This is a genomic window from Paraburkholderia sp. NPDC080076 (assembly GCF_050281145.1).
GTDB lineage: Bacteria > Pseudomonadota > Gammaproteobacteria > Burkholderiales > Burkholderiaceae > Paraburkholderia.
Map to the genome: position 1 here is coordinate 256764 of NZ_JBNNWQ010000001.1, position 26889 is coordinate 283652.

Annotated in this window: 24 protein-coding genes; 18 read left to right on the forward strand and 6 right to left on the reverse strand. The window is 61.9% G+C overall.

What is annotated here, in order from left to right; all coding sequences use genetic code 11:
- Positions 1-12: 12 nt before the first annotated feature.
- From ACQKRQ_RS01170 to ACQKRQ_RS01180, 3 genes are all read right to left on the reverse strand, one after another.
- Positions 13-687: a peroxiredoxin-like family protein gene (locus tag ACQKRQ_RS01170; protein ID WP_427474730.1), complete on the reverse strand. Its 675-nt coding sequence runs from the start codon at positions 685-687 to the stop codon at positions 13-15.
- A gap of 191 nt (positions 688-878) precedes the next feature.
- Positions 879-1280: a nuclear transport factor 2 family protein gene (locus ACQKRQ_RS01175; protein ID WP_408317246.1), complete on the reverse strand. Its 402-nt coding sequence runs from the start codon at positions 1278-1280 to the stop codon at positions 879-881.
- Positions 1281-1317: 37 nt separating this feature from the next.
- Complete coding sequence (locus ACQKRQ_RS01180; RefSeq protein WP_427474731.1) at positions 1318-2439, reverse strand: alkene reductase; 1122 nt, start codon at positions 2437-2439, stop codon at positions 1318-1320.
- A gap of 153 nt (positions 2440-2592) precedes the next feature.
- On the opposite strand from ACQKRQ_RS01180, the gene ACQKRQ_RS01185 reads away from it, so the two are divergent.
- The 12 genes from ACQKRQ_RS01185 to ACQKRQ_RS01240 all read left to right on the forward strand — a co-directional run bounded on the left by ACQKRQ_RS01185 (position 2593) and on the right by ACQKRQ_RS01240 (position 15322).
- Positions 2593-3222 carry a TetR/AcrR family transcriptional regulator gene (locus tag ACQKRQ_RS01185; RefSeq protein ID WP_427474732.1) on the forward strand — a complete coding sequence of 210 codons (630 nt, stop codon included), beginning with the start codon at positions 2593-2595 and terminating at the stop codon, positions 3220-3222.
- 78 nt (positions 3223-3300) lie between these two features.
- Positions 3301-4200: a LysR family transcriptional regulator gene (locus ACQKRQ_RS01190; RefSeq protein WP_408180993.1), complete on the forward strand. Its 900-nt coding sequence runs from the start codon at positions 3301-3303 to the stop codon at positions 4198-4200.
- Positions 4201-4336: 136 nt separating this feature from the next.
- Entirely contained in the window at positions 4337-5011 is a 675-nt protein-coding gene (locus ACQKRQ_RS01195) for a histidine phosphatase family protein (protein WP_427474733.1), read from the forward strand.
- 25 nt (positions 5012-5036) lie between these two features.
- Entirely contained in the window at positions 5037-6053 is a 1017-nt protein-coding gene (locus ACQKRQ_RS01200; protein WP_132378546.1) for a phosphotransferase, read from the forward strand.
- Between the two features lie 47 nt (positions 6054-6100).
- Complete coding sequence (locus tag ACQKRQ_RS01205; protein ID WP_408180995.1) at positions 6101-6865, forward strand: SDR family oxidoreductase; 765 nt, start codon at positions 6101-6103, stop codon at positions 6863-6865.
- A 67-nt stretch (positions 6866-6932) separates the two neighbouring features.
- Positions 6933-8177, forward strand: a complete 1245-nt coding sequence (locus ACQKRQ_RS01210; RefSeq protein ID WP_427474734.1) for an acyl-CoA dehydrogenase family protein — start codon at positions 6933-6935, stop codon at positions 8175-8177.
- Positions 8178-8751: 574 nt separating this feature from the next.
- Positions 8752-10395: a fatty acid--CoA ligase gene (locus ACQKRQ_RS01215; protein WP_427474735.1), complete on the forward strand. Its 1644-nt coding sequence runs from the start codon at positions 8752-8754 to the stop codon at positions 10393-10395.
- Between the two features lie 22 nt (positions 10396-10417).
- Positions 10418-10882: a MaoC family dehydratase gene (locus tag ACQKRQ_RS01220; RefSeq protein ID WP_132378538.1), complete on the forward strand. Its 465-nt coding sequence runs from the start codon at positions 10418-10420 to the stop codon at positions 10880-10882.
- 47 nt (positions 10883-10929) lie between these two features.
- Positions 10930-12645: an alpha/beta fold hydrolase gene (locus ACQKRQ_RS01225; protein ID WP_427474736.1), complete on the forward strand. Its 1716-nt coding sequence runs from the start codon at positions 10930-10932 to the stop codon at positions 12643-12645.
- Between the two features lie 66 nt (positions 12646-12711).
- Positions 12712-13131, forward strand: a complete 420-nt coding sequence (locus ACQKRQ_RS01230; RefSeq protein WP_427474737.1) for a phasin family protein — start codon at positions 12712-12714, stop codon at positions 13129-13131.
- Positions 13132-13202: 71 nt separating this feature from the next.
- Positions 13203-14036 carry a poly(3-hydroxyalkanoate) depolymerase gene (gene phaZ / locus ACQKRQ_RS01235; protein WP_408181001.1) on the forward strand — a complete coding sequence of 278 codons (834 nt, stop codon included), beginning with the start codon at positions 13203-13205 and terminating at the stop codon, positions 14034-14036.
- Positions 14033-15322 carry a DUF445 domain-containing protein gene (locus ACQKRQ_RS01240; RefSeq protein ID WP_427474738.1) on the forward strand — a complete coding sequence of 430 codons (1290 nt, stop codon included), beginning with the start codon at positions 14033-14035 and terminating at the stop codon, positions 15320-15322. The genes phaZ and ACQKRQ_RS01240 overlap by 4 nt, the downstream gene beginning before the upstream one ends.
- 43 nt (positions 15323-15365) lie before the next feature.
- On the opposite strand, the gene ACQKRQ_RS01245 is transcribed toward ACQKRQ_RS01240, so the two are convergent.
- Positions 15366-18095 carry a LuxR C-terminal-related transcriptional regulator gene (locus ACQKRQ_RS01245; protein WP_427474739.1) on the reverse strand — a complete coding sequence of 910 codons (2730 nt, stop codon included), beginning with the start codon at positions 18093-18095 and terminating at the stop codon, positions 15366-15368.
- A 451-nt stretch (positions 18096-18546) separates the two neighbouring features.
- Here ACQKRQ_RS01245 and ACQKRQ_RS01250 point away from each other — a divergent pair, with 451 nt between their 5' ends.
- The 5 genes from ACQKRQ_RS01250 (at position 18547) to ACQKRQ_RS01270 (ending at position 23782) form a co-directional block, all read left to right on the forward strand.
- Positions 18547-19296, forward strand: coding sequence for an electron transfer flavoprotein subunit beta/FixA family protein (locus tag ACQKRQ_RS01250; protein ID WP_427474740.1), 750 nt, complete (start codon positions 18547-18549; stop codon positions 19294-19296).
- 18 nt (positions 19297-19314) lie between these two features.
- Entirely contained in the window at positions 19315-20262 is a 948-nt protein-coding gene (locus tag ACQKRQ_RS01255; protein WP_427474741.1) for an electron transfer flavoprotein subunit alpha/FixB family protein, read from the forward strand.
- A 15-nt stretch (positions 20263-20277) separates the two neighbouring features.
- Entirely contained in the window at positions 20278-22068 is a 1791-nt protein-coding gene (locus tag ACQKRQ_RS01260; RefSeq protein ID WP_427474742.1) for an acyl-CoA dehydrogenase C-terminal domain-containing protein, read from the forward strand.
- Positions 22069-22144: 76 nt separating this feature from the next.
- On the forward strand, positions 22145-22900 hold the full coding sequence (locus tag ACQKRQ_RS01265) for an OmpW/AlkL family protein (RefSeq protein WP_427474743.1): 756 nt from the start codon (positions 22145-22147) through the stop codon (positions 22898-22900).
- Between the two features lie 15 nt (positions 22901-22915).
- Positions 22916-23782 carry an SDR family oxidoreductase gene (locus tag ACQKRQ_RS01270; protein ID WP_427474744.1) on the forward strand — a complete coding sequence of 289 codons (867 nt, stop codon included), beginning with the start codon at positions 22916-22918 and terminating at the stop codon, positions 23780-23782.
- A gap of 551 nt (positions 23783-24333) precedes the next feature.
- Here ACQKRQ_RS01270 and ACQKRQ_RS01275 read toward each other — a convergent pair.
- Entirely contained in the window at positions 24334-24936 is a 603-nt protein-coding gene (locus ACQKRQ_RS01275) for an isochorismatase family cysteine hydrolase (protein WP_408283968.1), read from the reverse strand.
- Between the two features lie 271 nt (positions 24937-25207).
- Here ACQKRQ_RS01275 and ACQKRQ_RS01280 point away from each other — a divergent pair, with 271 nt between their 5' ends.
- Positions 25208-25741, forward strand: a complete 534-nt coding sequence (locus ACQKRQ_RS01280; RefSeq protein WP_427474745.1) for a GNAT family N-acetyltransferase — start codon at positions 25208-25210, stop codon at positions 25739-25741.
- 19 nt (positions 25742-25760) lie between these two features.
- On the opposite strand, the gene ACQKRQ_RS01285 is transcribed toward ACQKRQ_RS01280, so the two are convergent.
- Positions 25761-26714 carry a PDR/VanB family oxidoreductase gene (locus ACQKRQ_RS01285; protein ID WP_427474746.1) on the reverse strand — a complete coding sequence of 318 codons (954 nt, stop codon included), beginning with the start codon at positions 26712-26714 and terminating at the stop codon, positions 25761-25763.
- Between the last annotated feature and the right edge of the window lie 175 nt (positions 26715-26889).

Genomic DNA, 26889 nt, shown 5'->3' on the forward strand with positions numbered 1-26889 from the left:
AGCAGGCCCGGCTTAAGAGGCCGAGGCAGTCTTCCGGCGAAGAACGGGCAACATGTCCTGCGGTTCAGGCCGATGCGTGTAGTCCGGATTCACTTCGGCATACAGGATCGTGCCGTCTTGCCCGATCACGTAACGCGCGGGCATCGGCAGAGTCCAGCTATTGTCGCCGTTGAACGCCGGCAAGTCGTTCTTGAGGTTCTTGTACAACTCGACCAGATAGTCGGGCAGGGCAAAGCGGATGCCGAACGCCGCCGCCACATCGTTGTGCGTATCGCTGAGGATCGGGAAGCTCAGCTTGTTGGTGCGCACCGACTTGCGGCTATTCACGGCATTTTGCGGCGAGATTGCGACCAGGTTGGCACCTTCGGCCTTGAACGACGGCAGCGCTTCCTCGAGAGCCGTCAGTTCAAGATTGCAATACGGGCACCACACGCCACGATAAAAGCTGATGATGAGCGCTCCGCGCTTCAGCAGTTCGGTAGACGAGACGGGTTTTCCGTCCGGGTCGTTGAGGATAAATTCCGGCGCTGCGTCGCCTGCTTTGAGCGCGCGTTCAGCCTGACCGGACGCCACGAGTTCGGCGGTAGCGCGTTCCATGATCGGATGAATTTCAGGCGGCGCGAAGTACGGTGCTTTACCGCCTTTGAAATCCGCTTTGAAAGCGTCGAGTTTCGCTTGAAGTGACATGACAATCTCCTTCTTCAGACAGGGTGATGTGTTGAAGTTGTGCTGCGGTGGAGAGATAGTCGGTCAATGCAAACGAATGAAGAAGACACGTCAGCCGCATAACAGTCATTCCGGCGAGGCATGGCGCAACCCGGGACGCGGCACCCCGCTACGCACGCCGACATGACGAGTTAATGCCAATGGCGGCCGAGTCAGCTCGGAAAGCTATTCCCGAACATGGGCAGGCCGCTATTCGATTCAGCCTCGGTTGCCTCGTCCTGCAGCACGTCCCAATGCTCGGCGAGCACGCCGTCCGCAAAGCGCAGGATATCGGCCGCGATCCATGCGGCGGGACGCCCATGACCTGAAAAGCGCCCATGCACGATCACGTAATCGCCATCCGCCACGATCACGCCGGGTTCGTATCGCAAGGTCGGCGGCTGGGTCTTGATCAGGTTGAACAGGCCGTCGCGCCCCGGTGCGATATGCGCGCTGTGCTGGATATAGTCGGGCGACCAGAAACGCTCGGCTGCGGCGTAGTCGCGTTGGTTGAAAAGCGTGTCGAACGCTTCGAGTACAAAGGCCTTGTTGGCTGCTTCGGTCGTGGTGGTCATGAATGTTCTCCCGATAGATGGGTGACGTGGCGGCGCGTCATGCCGCCACGGCCTGAAAGGACGGATAGTCGGTGTAACCCTCGGCGGTCGCGCCGTAGACCTTTGGCCAGTCGACTTCGGCAAGCGGTGCATCGGCGGCGAAGCGCGCCGGTAAATCCGGATTGGCGATGAACGGTCGGCCAAACGCGACCATATCGACGAGCCCGGCTTCGATCAGCCGATTGCCGCGCGCACGATCCATATCGACGTTGGCGATGATGTTGCCGCGGTAGAGCTCGCGGAAATGGCGGAACATGCCGTCACCGGCCAGCGTGGCCAGCGGCGTCGCCGACAGGTCGGCCATTGCGCCCATCAACAGCAGATGGGAGAGATCGAAGTCGTTGAGCCGGCCGATCACATATTCGGAGGTGGCAAGCGTTTCGTCATTGGAAACGAAGGCGCCCGTCTCCGACGTTGCGGGTCCCGTCTTGATGCCGGTGCGCTGCGCCCCGACGGCCTCGACCACCGTTTCCACAACCTCGAACAGAAAGCGCGCCCGGTTCTGCGTCGAACCACCGTATGCATCCGTACGCAGATTGGTGCGAACGTTGAGGAACTGATTGAACAGGTAGTGATAGCCGCCCTGGATCTGCACGCCGTCAAAGCCGGCCGCGATCGCGTTGCGTGCCGCCCGGCCGAAGTCGGCGACCGTGCGGCGGATCTCGTCCTTCTCCATGGCGCGCGGGACCACGGTGTCCTTGCGGCCGGCCGCGGTCACGCTTTGCTGCTCCGGGTTGACCGCTGACGCGGAGCGCGGCGCCTTGCCGGCCTGGAAATCCGGATGCCCCAACGAGCCGGTATGCCAGAGTTGCGCGACGATCCGGCCGCCCGCGCGATGCACGGCATCCGTTACCACGCTCCAGCCGCGGACCTGGGCTTCGCTCCAGAGTCCGGGCACGTCTGCCCAGCCAACTGCCTCGGGGCTCACGAAAACGCCTTCGCTGACAATCAGCCCCGCCGCGGCGCGCTGCGCATAGTACTCGGCGTGCAAGGCCGTCGGGACAAGCTCGGGATTCGCCGAGCGCATGCGCGTCAGCGGCGCCATGACGATGCGGTTGGGCAGATCGAGGTCCCCCAGCCGAATCGGCTTGTGCAGGGGCTGGTTGCTTTCGATGTTCATGAAATTTCCCACGACGTTTGAAGGATTCACCCAAACACAATGGTGATTGACATCGAGTTTGATGGGCCAATCGAGAAAAGTCAATGTCGATCACCATTGTATTTTTCGAAGGCGGTTATAATTGGGCTGACAACGGCGTGGGAGCATTGAGCGATGGGCGTTTCAAAACAGCAGGCGGTGGAGAACCGGAAGACCATCATTGCGGCTTCGGAGAAGTTGTTCCGTGCGCATGGAATCGATGGTGTGGGCCTGAGCGCGCTGATGAAGGCCGCGGGCTTTACCCAGGGCGGGTTCTACAACCACTTCGAATCGAAGGAGGCGCTGGCCGCTGAAGTCGTGGCGACTGCCATGGCCAAGTCCAACCGCGACCTGACAGAAGCCATTGCCACGCCGCTCGAGCCAGGCGGGAATCGCCTGAGGCGACAGGTGGACTTTTACCTGTCCGGCACGCATTGCAGCGATATCGAGCAGGGTTGCGCGATAGCCGGCCTCACCGCTGACGTGCGCCGGCTTGGGCATGAGGCACAGGCGCACTTTGCAAGCGGCTTGCAAACGATGCTTGAAACGTTGACAGCGCTCGTCGCGGAACAGCGCGCCGAAAGCGGAGATATGGATGAAGCGCGCCGCGAGGCAATCGCGTTCTACAGCGAGATGGTCGGTGCGCTCATCCTGTCGCGGGCGGTAGCCGACGCCAATCCCCAACTCGGAGAGGAAATACTGAACGCGAATCGTCAGATGCTGCTCGACAAATTCGCGCTGGAAGAGGGGCGGGGCAAGCGCTGATTTTCTGGCCGCGTTTGAACGGCGTATTCGCGTGCGAAAGAGGGACTACCACTCCAGGTGGCGTCAGGGAACCCGACAATGCGTCTATCAAAGATCGACCTGAATCTGTTCGTTGTTTTCGAAGCAGTCTATAAAACGCGAAACCTGACGCGTGCAGCGGAGATGCTATTCATCACGCAGCCTGCTGTCAGCAATGCATTGGCGCGGATGCGCAAGACGTTCGACGATCAACTCTTTGTGAGCACGTCGGCCGGCATGGTACCGACGCCGGTTTCTGAAAACATCATTGAGCGCGTCCGCGAGGCACTGCTGCTGCTCGATTCGAGTACCCATGCCGGCGAACTATTCGATCCGGCGTCGTCGGAACGGACGTTCCGGCTTAGCATGAACGACCTGACCGAGGCGTTGCTGCTTCCTGCGCTGGAGGAAGTTCTGCAGCGTCTCGCACCCGGCATACGCATCGAGAGCTATTTCACGACGCGCAGGGAGGTGCCCGAAGCATTGGCGAGTGGCGCGGTCAATCTCGCGATCGATGCGCCTCTGCTTGACGACCCATACCTCGAGCAGGAGCCGTTGAGCCGGGACCGATATGCCTGCATGCTGCGTCAGGACCACCCGTTTTCGAAGAAGAAGCTAACCATCGATGATTACCTCGGGTTCGGTCACATCCACGTGTCCAGCCGGCGGCAGGGGCCCGGTCTCGTCGACGCGGAACTCAACAAGCTGGGTCTCAGGCGCTCGATCCAGACTCGGGTCCAGCACTATCTGGTCGCGCCCTTGATCGCGATGCGGACCGATCTCGTCCTTACCGCACCTCTCACGCTCCTTCAGCGTTATGACGCGCGCATCCTGGAACTGCCGTTCGACCTCCCCAATCTCGAGTCACATTGCTACTGGCACCGAAGCGTCACGGGCGATCCCGCACACCGTTGGCTACGCGAGCAGATCGGCGGTCTCATGCGGGAAGCGAACGCCTAGCCGGACGACCCGAGTCGAGGCTATCGAAGAGTACACACCAGGTGTCACAAAAAGTTATCGCCAGCTATCACAACAATAAATTTCCTGAATGAAGCGGGGCTCGGTATTGTTCTAGTCATGTTTAGACGAGGACGGCATGGCGGAACTCTACCTTGTGCGGCATGGTCAGGCGTCGTTCGGCGCGGACAACTATGACGAACTATCACCTACCGGTTATACGCAATCACGATGGCTCGGAGAGCACTTCGCGCAGAGCGCATTGGAGTTCGATCGGGTTGTCATCGGCGCGATGCGACGGCATGAGCAAACCGCGGACGCAATTCTCGCAGCGATGCCAGGTTTGCAAGTCGAGGTCGTGCAAGACGCGGGTTTGAACGAATACGATTTCCAGGGCTTGTTTGCGGCTCTTGGCGAAGGCGAGTTTCCGCAGGGCTCCTCTGCGGAAATTTCGAAGAAGAATTTCTACAAACGCCTCAAGAAGGCGCTGCAACTTTGGTCCGACGATCTCCTGCCCGGGCCGGTTTCCGAAACGTGGCAACAGTTCCAGGCGCGCGTCGAGCGCGCGCGTCTCGCAATCCAGCGAGCGGGCGGCAGACGGGTTCTGGTGGTGAGTTCCGGTGGTCCGATTGCCGTCTTTGCCCAGCAGATTCTGCAGGCGCCGGCGGCGGCCGCCATTGCGCTCAACCTGCAGATTCGAAATAGCAGCGTTTGCCAATATGTCTTTAACGACACCGCAATGTCGCTAGTCAGTTTCAACTCGCTGCCTCATCTCGACCCTATCGAGAGGCACGAATTCGTCACCTACGGTTGATTCGAATCGGGACTCCCGCAACACTATGAATACTGGCCTTCAATTCGACATCGAAAAGCTCACGCTTTATTTGACGGCGCACGTGCCCGGATTTCAGGGGCCGTTGTCCGTCGAGAAATTTGTTGGCGGACAATCCAATCCAACGTTTCTCCTGAAAGCGCGCAGCGGCAGCTATGTTTTGCGGCGTCAGCCGCCCGGAATGCTGCTCAAGTCCGCGCATGCGGTCGACCGTGAATTCCGCGTGCTAACGGCGCTCGGTCAAACGCCGGTCCCTGTCGCGCGCGCATTTCATCTTTGCGAGGATCGTGACGTTATCGGCAGCATGTTTTACGTCATGAGTTTCGAGGACGGGCACATCTTCTGGAATCCGGCGTTGCCGGAAGTGCCCGTCGGAGAGCGCGGCGCCATCTACGATGCTCTGCTCGGGACGATGGCGGCCCTCCACGACGTGGATGTCGAGGCTGTCGGTTTAGCCGACTATGGTCGCCCCGGAAATTATTTCGCGCGCCAGATCGACGTATGGACCAAACAGTATCGAGCCGCGCAGACCGACGTGCTGGAATCGGTCGAGGCACTGATCGCGTGGTTGCCGGCGCACTGTCCCGTCGAAGCCGGCAAGCCTTCGCTCGTGCACGGCGATTTTCGTATCGACAACCTTATCTTCACGCGCGGCTCGTCGCAGGTTCGCGCGGTTCTCGACTGGGAACTCTCCACGCTCGGTAATCCTCTAGCCGACCTCGCTTACTTTTGCATGTGCTTGCGACTGCCTCCCAACGGTCATATCGCCGGGCTTGAGGGATTGAACAGAGCGGAGTTGGGCGTGCCGGATGAGGCGGCGATCATCGAACAATATTGCCGGCTGCGGAGTATTGCATCGATTGAGAACTGGAACTTCTATCTTGCGTTCAGTTTCTTCCGACTTGCCGCCATCGCGCAGGGCGTAAAGAAGCGGGCTCTGGGCGGCAATGCGTCGAATGACAAGGCGCGCCAGGTCGGGGAGATGGCGGGGGCGCTTGCGAAGATGGGCGTTGACCTGATCTGACGGCACACGCAAGACTGGAAACTTGAAAAAACACATGGAGGCAGATTGTGACTACTAATTTATTTAGTCTGAAAGGAAAGATTGCACTGGTGACTGGCGCCAGCCGAGGTATTGGCGAGGAGATTGCCAGGTTGCTCGCCGAGCAAGGCGCCCACGTGATCGTGTCGAGCCGCAAGCTCGAAGATTGCGAGGCGGTGGCGAGCGAGATCAACAACGCAGGCGGGAGTGCGGAGGCAAAACCCTGCCACGTTGGTCGTGTCGAGGACATTCTCGCGATCTTCCAGCATATTCGTGCGCGGCATGGTCGTCTGGATATCCTGGTCAACAACGCGGCGACGAATCCCTATTTCGGCCACATTCTCGATACCGATCTGGCGTCGTTTGAAAAGACCGTGGAAGTCAACTTGCGCGGTTACTTCTTCATGTCCGTAGAGGCTGGCAAGTTGATGCGGGAGAACGGCGGCGGCGCGATCGTCAACACGGCTTCCGTCAACGCGTTACAACCGGGCGACAAGCAAGGCATCTACTCGATCACGAAAGCCGCCGTCGTCAACATGACACGGGCATTCGCGAAGGAGTGCGGGCCGTTGGGGATTCGGGTGAATGCGCTGCTCCCAGGCTTGACCAAGACTCGATTTGCCGGCGCGCTGTTCGACGATCAGGCCATCTATGAAAGCTGGATGTCCAAAATTCCGCTGCGCCGTCACGCGGAGCCTCGCGAGATGGCCGGTACCGTGCTTTATCTGGTCTCCGACGCCGCGAGCTACACCAATGGGGAGTGCATTGTCGTCGACGGTGGATTGACGATTTAGTCACCAGGTCGATGCGCGGTATTGGACGATGCATCGATGACATTTACCAGGAATCAGGAAGATCAAAATGGATTTTTCATATAACCCGAAAATGGAAGCGCTGCGCGCGCAGGTGCGCGCGTTCATGGACACGCATATCGTTCCACGCATCCGGCAATGGCACGAAGAAGTGAGCGCGGGGCAATATCCGGTTTCCTTCATGGAGAGCTTGAAGGAACAGGCGCGTGCGGAAGGCCTCTGGAATCTTTTCCTTCCGCATCTGCGGGATGACGAGCCAGGCACCCGGCTGACCAATCTCGAGTACGCCCCGTTGGCCGAGATCATGGGGCGCGTGTCGTGGGCGTCCGAGGTATTCAACTGCAATGCTCCGGACACGGGCAATATGGAACTGCTCCATATGTTTGCCACGCCGGCTCAGCGCGAAGAGTGGCTCAAGCCTCTCCTCGACGGCAAGATCCGCTCGGCGTTTGCGATGACGGAGCCGGCGGTGGCTTCCTCGGACGCGACCAATATCACCACGTCGATTCGTCGTGACGGAGACGACTATGTCATCGATGGCCGAAAGTGGTTCATCACGAACGCGGCGCACCCGAATTGCAAGCTCTTCATCGTGATGGGGAAAACGGATCCTGACGCACCGGCCCACCGTCAGCAAAGCATGATTCTCGTGCCTCGCGATACGCCGGGCGTCAAGATGATCCGCAATATCACGGTGGTCAATCACGTGGCGCCGGAAGGACACTGCGAGATCGAGTTCAAAGGCGTGCGCGTACCTCGGTCGAATCTGCTCGGCGAAGAGGGAAGCGGCTTTGCACTCGCCCAGGCGCGCCTTGGACCGGGACGGATTCACCACTGCATGCGTTCGATCGGCGCCGCCGAACTGGCGCTCGAGTTGATGGTGGAACGGGCTCAAGCGCGCACGGCATTTGGCAAGATGCTGCATGAGCAAGGTACGGTCGGCGAATGGATCGCGAAGTCGCGAATCGAAATCGATCAGGCGAGGCTGCTTGTTCTGAAGGCCGCGTGGATGATCGATAACGTGGGCGCGAAGGAAGCACGCAAGGAAATTTCGATGATCAAGGCGCTCGTGCCGGGCGTTCATACCGCCGTTTGCGACCGGGCGATGCAGGTGTTCGGCGCGATGGGGCTGAGTCCTGACACGCCGCTGGCGGATAGCTGGACCTGGGGGCGTGCGCTGCGCTTTGCCGATGGCCCGGATGAGGTTCACCTGCAGAGCATCGCTCGCATGGAAATCAAGGCCCAGCGATACGAGCCGGGAAGCGAAAACCCCTACTTGATGATGCCGGTGTAGGGATAGGCCGGGTCTTTTCAAACATCCTTTGCGGGGCGATGCAACGTCGCCCCAGTCACCGCGCGTGTGACGCTTCGGGCAATGAATACGCCAACGTGTTAGCACGGCATCTGGCCGTCGTCCTCCGACCCACTCAGCAGAGACCGCGTCTCTTCTGCAGGATCGGTGGCGAGTACGTTTTCAAAGATCGCCTGACCTGTGCGATCCGCCAAATCAAGCATCGGAAAGACCGGTGCGTCCAAAACCGCTCCCACGGTCATCTCACCCTCTGCCTCCAATCTGCCGAGCCGCTCCTGACGGTCCCCGTCGCCGCGTTGCGCGCCGTCGACGACCTATTCGCGCGGCAGTTGGCGCGGGCGGGCGCGGCCCTCCAGATTGCCCCGAACGGCACGATCGCGTTCCGTGAACTGGGGCTTGAACCGGCCGGCGCCCCATCGATCTCCCCCGTTCAGGGGATGGTCCCGGATGCCCGATCGCCGCGATCATGGCACTACTCGGGGACGCCACCGTATGCGAGATGCAACGGCAAGCCGGTGCCGGCCCGCTATCCACATTTAGACGCGAGGAGACACAGATGCAGGACACCGTACAGAACGCGGCGCCATCCGCCTACGCCTATCCGTTGCTGATCAAGAATCTGCTGCACACGCCGTTCGCTCAGGCGCCGAATCAGGAAATCGTCTACCGCAACCAGCTGCGCATGACCTACAGCCAGTTGCAGGAACGGATCGCGCGGCTCGCCAATGGTCTCGCCGGGTTGGGCGTGCGCCACGGCAGCACGGTCGCGGTGATGGACTGGGACAGTCATCGTTATCTGGAAAGCTACTTCGCCGTGCCGATGATGGGCGCCGTGTTGCAGACGGTCAACGTGCGGCTCTCGCCGGCGGAGATCGTCTACACGATCAATCACGCGCGTGCCGAAGTGCTGTTCGTTCACGCCGATTTTCTGCCCGTGGTGGAAGCGATCAAGGATCAGCTCGAAACGGTGCGCGCATTCGTGCGAATCGAAGAGCCGGACAGCGAGGCGTTCGAGCACACCATTCCGTTCGCGACGGAATACGAAGCGATGCTGGCGGCGAGTGCCACGAGCTACGACTTTCCAGACTTCGACGAAAACACCCGGGCCACCACGTTCTATACGACTGGCACGACCGGCCTGCCCAAGGGCGTGTATTTCTCGCATCGTCAACTGGTGCTGCACACCATCACGCTGATGGCGGCGCTCGCAAGCCCGGTGTCGGGGCAGCGCTTTCATCGCGGCGACGTCTATATGCCGCTGACGCCGATGTTCCATGTGCATGCATGGGGCATGCCGTACATCGCGACGGTGCTGGGCGTGAAGCAGGTCTATCCGGGCCGCTATGTGCCCGAGCGACTGGTAAAGCTGTTGCGCGACGAGGGCGTCACGTTCTCGCATTGCGTGAGCACGATCCTCCACATGGTGCTGAACTGCCCGGAGTCGAAGTCCGCGGATTTCAGCAAATGGAAGATCGTGATCGGCGGAAGCGCGCTGCCGCACGGCATCGCCCATGCCGCATTGGAGCGTGGCATTGACGTGTTCACCGGCTATGGCATGTCCGAGACTGGTCCCGTCCTGAGTCTCGCGCAGCTTCCGCCGGGGTATGAGCAACTCGACACCAAAGAGCAGGTGCGCCTGCGCTGCAAAACTGGCCTGGCAGTTCCGCTCGTCGATCTGCGGATCGTCGACGAATCGATGCAGGACATCGTTCACGACGGCAAGGCCTATGGCGAGATCGTCGTGCGCGCCCCGTGGCTGACCCAGGGATACTTCGGCAACGCGGAAGCGTCGGAACAGCTCTGGGCAGGCGGCTACCTGCACACGCAGGACATCGCGAACATCGACACGACCGGAAATCTGCAGATCACCGACCGCATCAAGGACGTGATCAAGTCCGGCGGCGAATGGGTCTCGTCGCTCGAAATCGAAAGCCTGATCTCGCTGCATCCGGCTGTCTCGGAAGTCGCCGTGATCGGCATCAAGGACGAGAAGTGGGGCGAAAGGCCCGTGGCGCTGGTGGTGCTCAAGGCGGGCGCCACGCTCACCGAGGACGACATCAAGCAGCACGTTCTCAAGTTCACCCACACCGGGAAGATCTCGAAGTACGCGGTGCCGCAGGTCGTCAAATTCATCGACTCGCTGGAGAAGACGAGCGTCGGCAAGATGAACAAGAAGTGGCTGCGCGCGCAGTTCGCCTAACCGGTCACGAGGAGCAGGCACGATGAGCATCAACGAATATCGCATCGCGACGATCGACGAATTCGTCGGCCGCGAGCTGGGCGTGTCGGACTGGGTTACGGTCGATCAGGCACGCATCGACGCGTTCGCGCAATGCACGGGCGACCGGCAGTGGATTCACGTGGACGTGGAGCGCGCGAAACGCGAAAGCCCGTTCGGCGGCACGATCGCACACGGCTATCTGACGCTCTCGCTGCTTGCCGCACTGGCCATCGAGATCGGCCTCATTCCCGAGGACGCGTCGGCCGGCCTCAACTACGGGCTGGACAAGGTGCGCTTCATGACGCCGGTGAAGGCCGGCGCGCGGGTGCGCAACCGCGTGACCCTCGTGTCCGTGGAGATGAAGGGCGGCGGCCGGATCATCGTGAAGACGATGAACGAGCTGCAGATCGAGGGCGAGGACAAGCCGGCGCTGATCGCCGAGTCACTGGCGATGCTGGTGGCATGACCTCTACTACTGTTGACAAAGTAAAGCGTCATTCGAGGAGCATCAAGATGGCGGAGACAACTGACAACGCGTCGCGAAACGATCAGACGGACGATCTCGCGGCATCGGCCGCCGAAGGCATGCTCGGTCCCAACCCGTTCGTCGGGCTGCGCCCGAGCGACATTCTGGCGACCGCGCAGCAGATCGGCGCGCAGGCGCTGCGGCAGCCCGCGCTGGTTCTCGAGCAGGAAGCGGCGCTCGTGCGTGAACTGATCGCCGTGCTGTACGGTGGCGCCCGCGACGGCGCGCAAGCGTCGCCGCAGCGCGACAAGCGTTTTGCCGACCCCGCCTGGCGCGACAACTCGCTCTACCGCGTCACGCTGCAGAGCTACCTGGCATGGCGCAACGCGCTCTCCGGATTTATCGAGCGCTCCGCGCTGGACCCGAAATCGAAGGAGCGCGCGCAGTTCGTCATGTCGCTGTTCACCGAGGCGCTCTCGCCGACGAACACGCTGTTCGGCAATCCTGAGGCGTTGAAGAAGATCGTCGATTCCGGAGGCGCGAGCCTCATTGGCGGCGTGAAGAACCTCATGGCCGACTTGCTGCAGAACCAGGGCATGCCCGCGCAGGTCGACAAGACCGCGTTCGAGGTGGGCAAGAATCTCGGCACGACGCCGGGAGCGGTGGTGTTTCGCAACGAGGTGCTCGAACTGATCCAGTATGCGCCGGCGAGCGCGCAGGTCTACAGCCGCCCGCAATTGATCGTGCCGCCGCAGATCAACAAGTTTTATGTGTTCGATCTGTCCGAGGGTAAGAGCATCGTGGACTACCTCGTCAAGAGTGAGTTTCAGGTGTTCATGGTGAGCTGGCGCAATCCGACCGCGGCGCAGAGCCACTGGGATCTCGACACGTACGTCGGCGCGCTCCTCGAAGCGATCGCGGCGGTGCGCGACATCACCGGCAGCGACGATGTCAACCTGCACGGCGCGTGTTCCGGTGCCATGACGATCTCCGCGCTGCTCGGTCACCTCGCGGCCCGCGGCGAAACGGCCGTCAATGCCGCGACGCTGATGGTGGCCGTGCTGGACAACAAGGCGGACTCGCAGCTCGGCCTCTTCGCCACGCCCGAAGCCATTGCGGCGGCGAAACAGAACAGTCTGTCGAAGGGTGTGCTCGCCGGCGAAGAGATGGGGCGCGTGTTCGCATGGATGCGGCCCAACGATCTGGTGTGGAACTACTGGGTGAACAACTATCTGCTGGGCAAGACGCCGCCCGCGTTCGACATTCTCTACTGGAACAACGACGCGACCCGGTTGCCGGCGCGCATGCATGGCCAGTTGCTCGACATCTTCGTGGGCAACCTGTTCAGCAAGCCGCGCGCGCTGTCGGTGCTGGGCACGCCGATCGACCTGTCCGGCGTCACCTGCGACAAGTACGTGGTGGCGGGCATGACGGATCACATCACGCCGTGGAAAGGCGTGTACAACACGGCGCGCACGTTCGGCGGCGACACGCGGTTCGTGCTGAGTTCGAGCGGGCACATCCAGAGCCTGATCAACCCGCCCGGCAATCCGAAGGCGAAGTTCTTCGTCAATTCCGGCTTGCCGGCGAATGCCGACGCATGGCTGGCCGGCGCGCAGGCGCAGAAAGATTCATGGTGGGGCAATTGGACGGACTGGCTGCGCGAGCGGTCCGGCGAACGGCGCGCGGCGCCGGCCGCGCCCGGCAACGAGCGGTACCCGGCAGGCGTCAAGGCGCCGGGCACCTATGTGATGGAAGCATGACGCACACCCTTTTGGCCGGGTGATGGCCAGCCTTTTCCCGATGCAAATTTTTTTGGAGAGACGATCATGGATTCAACCAACGCCAACAGCATTTTCACCGAGTACACGAAGCTCATCAGTCAGTTCAAGCTGCCGGGTATCGACGCCGGCGCGATCCTCGAATCGCGCCGCAAGGACATCGAGGCGCTCGCCGAGGCCAACACCACCGCACTCGCGGGCGTCCAGTCGCTGGCCAGCAAGCAGGCGGACATTCTGCGAACGACGCTCACCGAACTGCAGTCGTTGGTCGGTCGCCTTAGCGCGTCGGGCGGCCAGCTCGCGAACGCCGGCGAAGTGGTTCAGCAGGCATTGCACAAGGCGCTGACCGACATGCAGGAACTCGCCGACACGGCGTATCGCGCGCAGTCGGACAGCGTTGCGGTGGTCACGAAGCGCGTCGCGGAACACGTCGAGGAATTGAAGACGCTGCTGCAGCCGAAGAAGTAAGGCGAGCTCGCGATGCGGCGCGCCCAATCCCCGATGTCACGCTCCACCAGAGGGTCCTGCGGATGATAGATATGGAACCCACCCCCGCGTCTGTCGGCGGCATGCAAATCCAGATGGTCGATCTCAACGGCCAGTTGTTGCGTGTCGCGACGCGGCAGGGCAGCGACGCATCGCCGCCGCTGCTCATTTTCAACGGCATCGGCGCCAACCTCGAGCTGGTGGAACCGTTCGTCGCCGCGCTCGAGGACGTGAGCGTGATCATCTTCGACGTCCCCGGCGTGGGCGGCTCGCCCGCGCCCGTCGTGCCGTATCGTTTCTCGACACTGTCCGTGCTGAGCGAGCGGCTGCTATCGCGGCTCGGCTACGACGGACCCGTCGACGTGCTCGGCGTGTCGTGGGGCGGCGCGCTTGCGCAACAGTTCGCGCGTCTCTATCCGGCGCGTTGCCGCCGGCTGATTCTCGCGGCAACCTCGCCGGGCGTCATCATGGTGCCGGCGAAACTGTCGGTGCTGTCGAAGCTGATCGGACCGCGCCGCTATACCGACCCGGCCTATCTTCAGGAGGTGGGCGCGGAAATCTACGGTGGTGCGTACCGGCGGAATCCGTCGTTGCTGCGCGATCACGCGCGGCACATTCAGGCGCCCCGCGGGCGCGGTTACCTCTACCAGTTGCTGGCCGCTTCGGGCTGGAGCAGCCTGCCCTGGCTCGGCGCGTTGCGTCAGACGACGCTCGTGATGCACGGCAACGACGATCCCATCGTCCCGCTCACCAACGCGAAGATTCTCGCCGCCCGCATCCCCCACGCGACGCTCTATGTAATCGACGACGGCCACCTGTTCCTCATCACGCGCGCCAGGGAGGTCGCTCCCGTGGTGCGCCGGTTTCTGCGGCAGGAGGCGGGTTGAGTGCCGTCGCGGATGGCGACGAAGGTACGCGGCGTGCCGCGGCCGACGCGCCGGAGTACCTGAAAACGCAGCGCCTGAAGCGGATGCGGCGAACCGCGACGTGTTTGCTCGCGGTGCTGATCGGGCTGCTGCTCATGTCCGTCGTCTGGCAGGGCGAGTATCCGTGGCTGGCATGGCTGCGAGCGTTTGCGGAAGCGGGCACGGTCGGCGCGATCGCGGACTGGTATGCGGTCGTCGCGCTGTTCCGGCGGCCGTTCGGTCTGCCGGTCCCGCATACGGCGATCATTCCGCAGAACCAGCAACGGATCGCCGAGAGTCTCGGCAACTTCGTCGAAGAGAATTTCCTGACGCCCGAGCTCATCATCGGCAAACTGAGCGGCCATAACGCCGCGCAGGCGCTGGCGCAGTGGCTTGCCATGCCGGCCAACAGCCGGGCAATCGCCGACGTCGTCGCGGATTCGCTGCCGGGATTGCTGAACGGGATAGACGAAGCGGACGTCGAACGCTTCTTCGGGCGTATGGTGATACCGCAATTGCGTGCGTTCGATGTCTCGCGTGCGGCCGGCGGCGTGCTGAAAGTGCTGACGGACGGCGGCCGCCATCAGCCGCTGCTGGACCACGGGCTGCTGGCGCTGGAGAAGTGGCTGACGGCCAACGTGGACATGATCAAGGCCAGATTCAGCGCGGCCTCGAGATACACGCCCGTGCCGCTCGATACGTACATCGTCAGGAAATTCGTCGAAGGCATCATCGCGCTGCTTCATGACGTGGCGGCGAATCCCGATCATGAGCTTCGCCATCAGTTCGACGACGCAGTGCAGGACCTGATTGTCCAGTTGCAGACCTCGGCGGTGCATCGCCGCGTCGGCAAATCATTGATGCGCGACTGCATTCGCTACTTCAGAAACGAGGACTCGTATCGCGTGCTGCTCGACTATGTGTGCGCACGCGTGAGCGCCGATCTCGCACACGAGCATTCGGCGCTGCGCGGCGCGCTGGCGGGCATGCTGGTCTCGCTCGCGAGAGGTGTGGGCAGCGAGCCGGCGATTCAGTACAAGCTGAACGCCTGGTGGCTCGCGCTGGCCCACGAGCTGGTCGTGCGCTATCGGCGCGAGCTGTCGGTGCTGATCACCGACGTCGTAAAAAGCTGGAACGCGGATGAAGTGAGCGGGAAGATCGAAGCGGAAATTGGCCGCGATCTGCAATACATCCGGATCAACGGCACGTTCGTGGGCGGCACGGTCGGTGTGCTGCTCCATGCGGCCGCACTCGTGGTTACGCGGTGACACGTGTGAGCGAGTGGCTCGTCGAAAATGCGTGAACCGCCTGTTAGGCTTGCTTCACGAGTCCCAGCGCCTGCGCGCGCGCAACGGCTTGCGCGCGCTTGTCGACCGAGAGCTTCATGAAGATGCTCTTCACATGAGACTTGACGGTTTCCGGCGCGATGCCGAGAGTGCGCGCGATTTCCTTGTTCGACTGCCCGTCGGCGATCAGGTCGACGATGTTGCGTTCGCGCGCGCTGAGCGCTTCCCGTTCGGTGTCCCGCGCGGATTTGCTGCCGGGCTGGTACAGCGTCCGCCAGCCGTCGAGCAGGCGATCCACATAGCACAGCAGCGCCTTCGTCTGCGCGGTCGCGCGCGTGTCGTCGCGAACGGCCTGCAGCAGCGCGCCGACTTCCGGAAACAGGTCGATGATCGACTGGTAGATGCCGGCGGCCGCGGCATCCTTGAGGACGTCGCGAAAGATCTCGACGGCGCGGTCGCGTTCGTCGGCACCCAGGCAGATCAGGGCGAGCACGCTTCGCAGGCGTAGCGCGAGATAGTGCTCGTGGCGTGCGTCGACGACTTCCAACGCGGCGGTCACGATTTCAACGCCGTCCTGCTTGCGCTTCTGAGCCATCGCGAGATACGCTGCCGCGAGCGAGCGGTAGGTGCGGATCTCCGGCGAGACGGCAGGCGAGCCAGCGGGGCCGGGAGCGGCGAGATGTTCCAGTTGCGCGACACATCCCGCGGCTTCCGCAATGCGTCCTTCCAGCAGATAAAGCCGCGTGCGCTCGACGAGGCCGCCCGCGATCAGCCGGTTCCAGTGGCGCGCGTGACCGAGCGCCTCGCCCTGATTGAGCAGCGCATAGGCCTGCACGGTATTGCAACGTGCGGCCGCGATCCGGATGAGCATGCGATAAGCGATCAATGCGCTATCGAGCAGGACTGCCAGATCGATCACCGGCATGAGATCGACGAGCAATGCTTCGGCTTCGTCGAGCCGGCCCTGCTCGTAGCGGATCTGCGCGATCATCGGTGCGCACAGCGCCGCGGCGACGGATTGCGGGCCGGAATGACGCTCGGCCAACTGCATCGCCTCGGTGAAATACCGCTCGGCCACGCCGAAGTGCATCTGCTGCATTTCCGCATGCCCGAGCAGGCACAGCCGGTACGTCGAAGCGAACACATTGCGCTGGTCCTCTTCGATCGAATAGGGGATCCACGGCGTCGCGTAGAGCGCTTCGAGATTGCCCGCCTTCCAGTGCGCGAAACGCACGACGTTGGAGGCGACATTGGTGCTCCAGATATCGGTCGACGGCCGGTCGAGGCACGGCTGCGCAATCGCGAGCGCCGCTTGCGGATTGTCCTGCAGCGCCACCACGACCGAGCGGATCACCCGGCATTCCCAGCGGATGCTGTCGGGGTCGGCGCTCGCGTGCGCATCGCGCTCGATCGCATCCAGCATGGCGAGCGCATCGTCCGAACGTATCGAGAGTGCCATGCCCCAGGCAATCGCCAGCGTGACCTCGATCTGTCCTTGCATGAGGTGCGCCGGGAAACGGCGCTGCCAGCCGAGCAGTGTCAGCAGATCGCCTTTCTTGACGAGCGCCATCGCGCAGTTGCCGATCAGGCTGATCGCGTCGTCCGTGTCCCCCGCGGCGATCGCGTGCCTGACCGCGTCTGTCCAGAGTTCCCGCGATGCATACCACCGGCACGCGCGGCGATGCAGATCCGCCAGTTCGTCGCCCGACTGCGCGTCCAGCCTTTGGCGCAGATAGTCGCTCAGCAGAGGGTGATAGCGGAACCAGTGCCCTTCAAGATCCATCGGCTCCAGCAGCAACTGGCGCGCGGCGATCGCTTCCAGCATGCTCTGACTGGCCTTGACGCCGGTTACCGCCTGGCACAGCGAGGCCGTCAACCGTTCGAGTATCGCCGTGCGCAGCATGAAGGAAACCATCTCGTCGGGCAAGCGCGTGAGCATGTCTTCGAGGTAGGCGGCGAACGGCCGTGAAGTGCCGGATGGCGCACTCGACTCCCAACCCGGCCTGGGTTCTTCCCGCGACAGCACCGACGCTGAAATGCGCAACGCCGCCGCCCAGCCTTCCGTGGTCGCGTGCAGCGATTTCACGCCGAACGTGCCCAGTCTGCCCGGGCATTCGCGTTCGACAAAGCAGCGCGTCTCGTCGAAATTGAAACGCAGTGTCGACGCGTCGACCTCCAGCAGTTCGTTTTGCGCTCTCAGCCTGGCGAGCGGCAGCGCGGAATCCACACGGGTGCAAACGATTACATGCACATGCGACGGTGCGTTCGCGATGAAGAACGACATGGCGTCGTGAATCGCCGGGAGGCTGATCAGATGGTAGTCGTCGAGGAACAGACACACCTCGTCTTCGACTTCCACGAGGTCGTTGATCAGCGTCGAGACGACGGCATGGGCCGGAACCAGAGAAGTGGCCGCCGTCAGGCCGATCGCCGACGCGCCGACATTGCTGCAGGCATGCTGCAATGCCTGCGCGAGATGGTGGAGGAAGCGCGCGGGTTCGTCGTCCTCGTCACCGAGCGACAGCCATGCGACGCGCGCACCGCTGGCGCGCAGCCGGTTGAGCCACGTGATCGCGAGCGAGGTCTTGCCGAAGCCGGCGGGCGCCTTGATCACGGTGAGCCGTCTGTTCTCTGCCTGAGCCGCCAGATCGAACAGGCGCGGACGATCGATCAACCCCGGCGACAGGCGCGGCGGCAGAACCTTCGTAGCGAGCAGGAGGGGCAGCGTCTCGGAGTGCATGGGTTCCTTGGTCATACGCACGAACTGCTCCGGGTATTTGGGTTCTCCCTGGTGAGCTCCCCTGTCCATGCGATCGCGCTCCCCTGTACGGGGGATATTGCGCAGCGCTTCGCGAGTGCACCATGGTTTCCATGGAGGACATCGAAGTGCAACCGGGATCATCCTGCGGCGCGCCGATCGGCTATCGCGTGACAGGGTCGCCGAGCACGCCCGGGACCGGTGCGTCGCCGAGGAAATGATACGCCCAACCACCTCCAGGGAGGAGACATGTCGACCGCATCGAACCACGTTGCAACGCACAAACGTGGTCCGTCTCCGTCCCATGCGCATGAACGCAATCTGGGCAGCTTACCGAATACCACGCACGCGTAGTCGAAATCGAATCGACGGACCGTGCCTCCATGCACCTGAATCGACCGGCTCCTGGCCGGCCGGGCGGAGCGTTTTTGCCAAAACGGAGTAGCCAATGAAAGTACTTGTTCCCGTCAAGCGCGTCGTCGACGCCAATGTGAGGGTTCGTGTGAAGGCCGACGGTAGTGCCGTCGACATCGCCAACGTGAAGCTGTCGATGAACCCGTTCGACGAGATCGCCGTGGAGGAGGCCGTGCGGCTCAAAGAAGCCGGTGCAGCCACGGAGGTGGTCGTAGTCTCTTGCGGCGTGCAGGCGTGCCAGGAAACGTTGCGCACTGCGATGGCGATCGGCGCCGACCGCGCCATTCTGGTCGAGACCGAGGCTGAACTGCAGCCGCTCGCCGTAGCCAAGCTGCTGAAGGCGCTGGTCGACAAGGAGCAGCCGCAACTGGTGATGCTCGGCAAACAGGCCATCGACGACGACGCCAACCAGGTCGGCCAGATGCTCGCTGCGCTGCTCGGCTTGCCGCAGGCCACGTTCGCATCGAAGGTGGTCGTGGAAGCCGGGAAGGCGACGGTGACGCGCGAGATCGACGGCGGGCTGGAAACGATCGAGGTCGATCTGCCTGCTGTGATCACCGCCGATCTCCGGCTCAACACGCCGCGTTACGCAACGCTGCCCAACATCATGAAGGCGAAGAAAAAGCCTCTCGATGTCGTGACGCCCGATGCCCTCGGTGTCGACGTCACGCCGAGGCTGACGACGCTGAAGCTGGCGGAGCCCGCGAAACGCGAGGCGGGCATCCGCATCACCGACGCCGCCGAGTTGGTGGAAAAGCTGAAGAACGTTGCGCGTGTGATCTAGAGAAAAGAGGAGACAAACATGTCCGTACTCGTTGTTGCAGAACACGACAATCAAACGCTCAAGGCAGCAACCTTGAGCGCCATCACCGCTGCCGCCCGCCTCGGTGACGAAATTCATGTGCTCGTGGCGGGATCTCAATGCGGGAGAGTCGCGGAACAGGCGGCCAGCATCGCAGGCGTGGCCCGCGTGCGCGTGGCCGACGCCGCGCACTACGAGCACGCGTTGGCGGAGAACCTGGCCGCGCTCATTGTCGGACTGGCTCCGGGCTACAGCCACCTGTTCGCGCCCGCCACCACTTCGGCGAAGAACGTGATGCCGCGCGTCGCAGCGCTGCTCGACGTCGCGCAGGTCTCGGAAATCGTGGCGGTGGAGTCGGCGGATACGTTCGTGCGTCCCATCTACGCGGGGAACGTGCTGGCTACGGTGCGAAGCGTGGATCGCATCAAGGTCCTGACGGTTCGGACCACGGCCTTCGCCGCGGCGCCGGCCGAAGGGGGCGCCGCGGTGATCGAATCGCTCGCGCCGGCCGCGGAGGTTTCAGCTTCCCGCTTCGTGAACCAGCAACTGACCCGCTCCGAACGTCCTGAACTCACCGCCGCGCAGCGCGTCATCTCGGGCGGCAGAGGCATGGGTTCCAGCGAGAGCTTCGCGCTCCTCGACGAGATCGCCGACCGGCTCGGCGCGGCGGTCGGCGCATCCCGTGCCGCGGTGGATGCCGGTTTCGTGCCCAATGACTATCAGGTGGGACAGACCGGCAAGGTCATCGCTCCGCAGCTTTATATCGCGGTGGGCATATCGGGCGCGATCCAGCATCTGGCCGGCATGAAGGACTCGAAGGTGATCGTGGCGATCAACAAGGACGAAGAAGCACCCATCTTCCAGATTGCGGACTACGGCCTCGTCGGCGACCTCTTCAAGGTGCTGCCGGAGTTGTCGCGTGAACTGGACAAGCAGCAACAGAACTGATTCCAGGAGTAAATGATGACCACCTATATTGCGCCGTTGCGCGACATGCATTTCGTAATGAACGAGTTGGCCGGCCTCGACGCTTTATCGTCGCTACCGGCCCTTGAGGACGCGACGCCGGAACTCGCCGGCGCAGTGCTCGAGGAGGCCGCAAAGTTCGCCACCGAAGTGCTTGCGCCGCTCAACAAGACCGGCGACGAGCAGGGTGCGCGCCTGACCCGCGATGGCGTCATTGCGGCAGACGGATTCGGCGCGGCCTACCACCAATTCGTCGAAGGAGGCTGGAACGGGCTCAGTGGCGATCCTGATTACGGCGGTCAAGGCCTGCCCGAACTGCTGCATGCGGCGACCGTGGAGATGTGGAACTCCGCCAACATGTCCTTCGCCCTGTGCCCGCTGTTGACGGCGGGTGCCACGGAGGCATTGCGACTGCACGGCTCACAGGAACTCAAGGCCCGCTACTTGCCGAACCTGATTGGCGGGGAGTGGACCGGCACGATGAATCTGACCGAGTCGCAAGCCGGTTCGGACCTTGCGGCCGTTCGTACGAAAGCCGTTCCTGAGGGAAATCACTATCGCCTGTTTGGCCAGAAGATCTTCATCACGTGGGGCGATCATGACATGACCGGCAATGTCATCCATCTCGTGCTGGCGCGCACGCCCGATGCGCCCGAAGGCGTGCGCGGCATTTCGCTTTTCCTGGTGCCCAAGTTTCTCGTGAACGCCGACGGCTCGCTGGGACAACGCAACGATGTGCACTGCGTGTCCCTCGAACATAAGCTCGGCATTCACGCGAGTCCGACCTGCGTGATGAGTTTCGGCGATCAGAATGGCGCGATCGGCTATCTGGTCGGGCAGGAAAACAAGGGCCTCGCACATATGTTCACGATGATGAACGAGGCCCGCCAGAAGGTCGGCATTCAAGGGCTCGCGATGGCCGAGCGTGCATATCAACAGGCGCGTGAATACGCGAAAGAGCGCATTCAGGGCAAGCCGGCCGCAAGCAAGTCGAGCACTGCAGTGGCGATCATTCAGCATCCGGACGTGCGGCGCATGTTGCTGACGATGAAAGCTCAGGTGGAAGCGATGCGAGGCTTCGCCTATGTGATGGCGGCCAATGCGGATTACGCGCACCGGCACCCGGACGCCGGCGAACGCAACCGCTATCAGGCCCGTGTCGATCTGCTGATTCCGGTCCTGAAGGGTTGGTGCACTGAACTGGGTCAGGAGATCGCATCACTCGGCGTACAGGTGCACGGCGGGATGGGCTACATCGAAGAGACCGGCGCGTGCCAGTACCTGCGCGACGCTCGCATTTCAACCATCTACGAGGGTACGACGGGCATCCAGGCAGCCGACCTTGTGGGCCGCAAGCTCGCCACGGACCAGGGGGCGGCAATGGCCGAGCTGATTGCGGAGATGCGCGAGCTCGCGCTTGAACTGGAGCGCAGCACGGATAGGCGCCTTTTCCCGGTCGGCGCGGCGGTGGCCACCGGCGTGCAGGCGTTGGAGGACGCGACCGGGTGGATGCTTCGAGCCCTGGCGAAAGACGTGGACGAAGCATTGGCCAGTTCATTCGACTATCTGATGCTTACCGGCTATGTGTGCGGTGGATGGCAGATGGCGCGCGCCGCGCTGGCCGCGTCGAGAAAATGCGCTGCGGGCGAAGATCCGGCGTTCCACGAAGCGAAGATCGCGACGGTACGGTTTTACGCGGACAAGATACTGCCCAAAGCGAACTCGCATCTGGAGATGATCCGCTCAGGCGCATCCGGCGCGTCGGATATCGCCATCGAACAATTCTGATCCCGATTCTAAAACGAGTTTAAGAAGTCGTAAGACGATATTAATTCGTCATGCAAAATATAAAATGGAGGGAAAGGTGAGGAAAGTCAGGTATCTGCCCTTATTGACTGGGGTAATGTGCGCCGGCGCACTGGCCCAAAGTGCGGGTAGTTTCATCGCGACTGGCGGCGGCACATGGATTGACTATGGCATGTCGTCGGCAACGCCATTGCAAAGCACTTCGGCGGCAGGCACCTTCACCTCGTCGGGGACGACTGGCCAGATACACAATACCTGGACGGTCGAGACGGCGTTCACGTATTTCATCACGGACAACATCGCGATCGATCTGGCGACCGGCGTGCCGCCGAAGCTCAAACTCTACGCGCAGGGTACGGTGACGCCGTTCGGCCCCGGCGGTCCCTCCCTCGGACTGGGCAATCTGCAACCGCTCGCGACAACCAGAGCGTGGCCGCCGATTCTTTTCCTCAAGTACTACTTTGGCGCGGCGCAGGCGAAGGTGCGTCCTTTCCTCGGTGTGGGTGTCAACTACACCTGGTACACGGCGGTCCAGCTCAATCCGACATTCAATGGTGCGTTGCACACGGTCGCCGGGCCTGGGGGGGACGTTAAGGCATCGCTCAGTCCGTCATGGAATCCGGCATTCGATGCGGGCGTCTCCTATAACTTAAGCAAGAACTGGTACGCCACCGCATCGGTGACGTATATGCCGCTCAAGACGAATGCGACGATCACTGCCGTCGCGGCCAACGGGCAAACCGTGCTGACCAACAGGACGCGCATTACGGCGAATCCGTGGATCGGTTTCGTGGGGATCGGCTACCGGTTCTAGCCGAATCGTTCAGTGATGCCCCTCGGTACGAGGGCGTATAACCAGGAGGGAAGCATGCTAGTCACTCGATACCTGTCGAACGACCTGTTCGCAGGCAAAACCGTTTTCATCACCGGTGGCAGCAGCGGCATCAATCTCGGCGTGGCGAAGAACTTCGCCGCCTTGGGCGCCCAGGTGGCCATCTGCGGCCGCACTCAGGAAAAGCTGGATACGGCTGCGACGGAACTGCGCGCACTCGGCGCCACGGTTTGCCCTATCGTTGCCGACGTACGTGATTTCGCCGCGCTGGAAGCGGCCTTCGCGAGGAGCAGGGCGGAATTGGGTCCCATGGACGTGCTGGTCTGCGGCGCGGCCGGCAATTTCCTGGCCCCGGCGGAGAAGCTCTCCGCCAACGGCTTCAAGACGGTCATCGATATTGATCTGCTTGGAGCCTTCAACGCCTCACGGGCGGCCTTCGAGCAGTTGAAGGAGACACAGGGCGCCATCATCTACATTTCCGCAGGCATGGCGTACATGCCGCACGCCTTCCAGGTGCATGTGGGTGCCGCCAAGGCGGGCATCGATATGTTGATGAGAAACCTGGCGCTGGAGTGGGGGCGCTATGGTATTCGCACGAACAGCATCGTCCCCGGACCCATCGAGGGGACCGAAGGCATGAAGCGGCTGTTGAGCGCGGAGCGATACGAAGAGTTCGTGAACGCCATTCCGCTGCGGCGCATGGGCACGGTGGATGACATCGGCCAGAGCGCGGTTTTCCTCGCTTCGCCGCTCGCTTCCTATATTTCGGGCTGCGTGATGGTTTGCGATGGCGGCCAGAACCTGGCCGGTTCGGCGTTGTTCAACATAGGCGCGGAACAGATGCTGCGCATGCAAGCGAGATGAAATGAGGCTGGACTTCGAAAACCCCGGCAGATGATGACGCCTTTCTGGAGGTCGAGCTTCCCGGACCTGCCTGGACGCGTGCCTGCCGACCTGGTAGCATGAGGTGCCGTTCGCCGTCACCGGTGTGCATCGCGATCAGCCGACGTGATTTTTCACCTTGATGTGTTAAAACCGGCATTGCCAAAGGGAGAGGCATCCGACGGATCTGCTGGCGTAAACACGAAGCAACAGATGTCGCTGGATCTTGAAGATGTATGGTGACGTTAGCGTACAGCGTCTGCCGAATCAGGGAGTGGTCTTATGCGGAAGCGGAAGTTCGCAGGAAAGATGACTGGGGAATCGAGTCTGCCGGAATTACTGAACCGGCTTGAACTGGCATTGGCCGGAATGCCCGATCGCACGTCTGTCTGCAAAGCCCTGTCGGATCTCAACAAACGACTCGGCTCGGTCGGCGAGCAAACTCCCTCTCGAAGCAGTCGATCCACGGCTTCGCGGCGTCGGCGGCAAACGGCAGTTGAATCTTTACCGCTGTTTTCTTGAAGCCGGCACTGCTAGGCAAGCAACGACAAAGCATCAGCGAGCGAGAGCACCGTCGTGCGCGAATCGAACGCCGTTGAAAAAAGATGATCGTGCACGACCTGATCCGGGTCGTAGCAGCAATCCTTGACCGTGAATAAGCGGAAGTCCGCATCGCTCGCGTACGCAACCGACGACAGTACGACACCGGTCGACGCTATGCCCACCATGAGCAGCGTATCGATCCCCTGCGCGGAAAGCCGCGCCTGCAGGTCGGTACCAAAGAACACGCTTGCGCGATGCGCGATGATGAGCGGTTCAGTGGCTTGCTGGCCGAGTTCCGGCGCGATCTCGTCGTCGATGAAAAGACCCAGTTGCTTGATTCCCTGTCCGTTTTTGTTCAACGGACTGACTTCCGGATAGCCTGGACTAAAGTGGATGTTGGCGAAATAGACGCTGACACTTTTGGCCCGCGCGGCGTCACACAGTTTGCGTGTATTGGCGAGCAGCGCGGGTGCGACCGATGGAAATAGTCCCAGGATGTCGGTCTGGTAATGCATGACCACTAGAGCGGTTTGCGCTGGAACGATCGCTGGAATCTGCATGTTCAAGCTTTGCGCCGCGGCGGCGCTTCCCATGTCCTGTTGGTGATCCGCCGGATCGACGGGTCCGGATTCAATGCGTGGCGACATAAGGGCTACGCGATAAGGAAAAAGATGCTCGACTCTACCACGAGCACCTTGAAGCGAAGTTTCGAGAAACGAAGCGTGGTGGACTTGGTTGTGGGGCGCCAGGATGTATGCGGTCCTACGTCGGCCGCCGTTCGCGGGCCATGAAGAGACGTTCGACACACAATTCCGATTCGTCGACAATTGGTGAATATAAACAAATTTCGACGGAAGACCTGAGATGCTACTGCGGCCGACAGAAATCCAGATTGAATCAACCCGGCTCTTGATCAAACCGTTCTCGGCCAACGATGCGGATGCCACGTTCACATGCATCACTCCTTCGCTCACCCGTCACATGGCGTGGGAGCCACCGGCATCCCGGCATGACTTCGATGTTGTTTGGCGGTCCTGGATACCGTCGATAGACGACGGGTCGGACTATGTATTCGTGATACGGCAACGCGCCGACGGGAGTTTCCTTGGGTTGGCCGGACTTCACCGCGTACGCACTCAGAGCCCGGAACTCGGCATCTGGATTCGTGAAGATCGTCATCGAAATGGCTTTGGCCGCGAAGCCGTGACTCTGATTGCATACTGGGCAACGCGAACTATTGGCTGTGAAAGCTTTACCTATCCGGTTGCCGAAGAAAATCGCCCCAGCCGGCGCATCGCCGAATCGTTGGGCGGCGTCATTGTGGAAAGCCGTGTGACGCCAAAGTACAAGTCCGTCGTTTACCGAATTCCTCCCCGGCCAGTTACGAGCGAGGTATAAGCTGTTCAACTGCTTTGGTTCAAAGATCAAGTACGAGTTCGGGCGTGCGCGAACGCGAACAGCATGGCAGAAACTGGTCGTTGCGGGTGCGCTCGGCGTCTGTCAGGAACAGATCGCGATGATCGGGTTGCCCTGCCAGCACGCGCGTCAGGCATGTTCCGCACACCCCTTGCTCGCACGACGTGTCGATGCGCACACCCTGGGCGGCCAGTGCCTCGACTACAGTCTGCGACGCCGCGACCGGAATGGCCCGGCCACTCTTCACAAGTCGCACGACGAACGCTTCATCAGCTTCGGCAGATTTGCCGGCCACCGGTGCATTGAAATATTCGCGATGCACAAGCGCATCGTCCCAACCGGCTTGCTGTGCAATCGAGATCACATGCGTCATGAAACCGGCCGGTCCGCACACATACAGATGCCGGCCGGGCGCGGGCTCGCCGGACACGCGCGAGACATTCAGCGCAGGTTTGCCCGGCTCGGAATCGACGTGCAGCGTCACATGAGCGCGCAATGCCAAGGCGTCGAGCCTCTCGAGAAAGGCGGCCCGCGACCGCTCGCGAACACAGTAATGTAGATCGAGTGACGCGTGCCTTGCCGCGAGCGCTTCTGCCATCGCCAGCAAAGGCGTGATACCGATGCCGCCCGCGAACAGGATCGAATGGGTCGCGGTGACGTCGAGCGGAAAGTGATTGCGTGGACCTTCTATGCGCAGCGCGTCGCCTGCCCTTAACGCGTGCATCGCATGCGAGCCGCCACGGGATGCGCTTCCGCGCTGCACTGCGATCAGGTACGCACCGCTGTCTTCGCGGCGACCGCATAGCGAGTATTGGCGCACCAGTCCGTTGGGCAAATGTACGTCGATATGCGCGCCGGGCGCATACTCAGGCAACGGGCCGCCGTCGAGCGGCGCGAGTTCGAAAGAGCGGATATCAGTGGCTATATCCGCGACACGGGCAACGACGACGTTCATGGAGACTGAAATCAGGTTGATATACGGTGGTTGGATCGACGCGCGCTGATACGGCTGCAAATCGTGCACGTGATCCGCACTTTGGTGGTGTTCTTGTGTCAGGTTATTGACGTTCGCGATCGGAGGCAATCGCAAAATTTCGAGCACAGATATCGAAAAATTCGACTCCGAACCG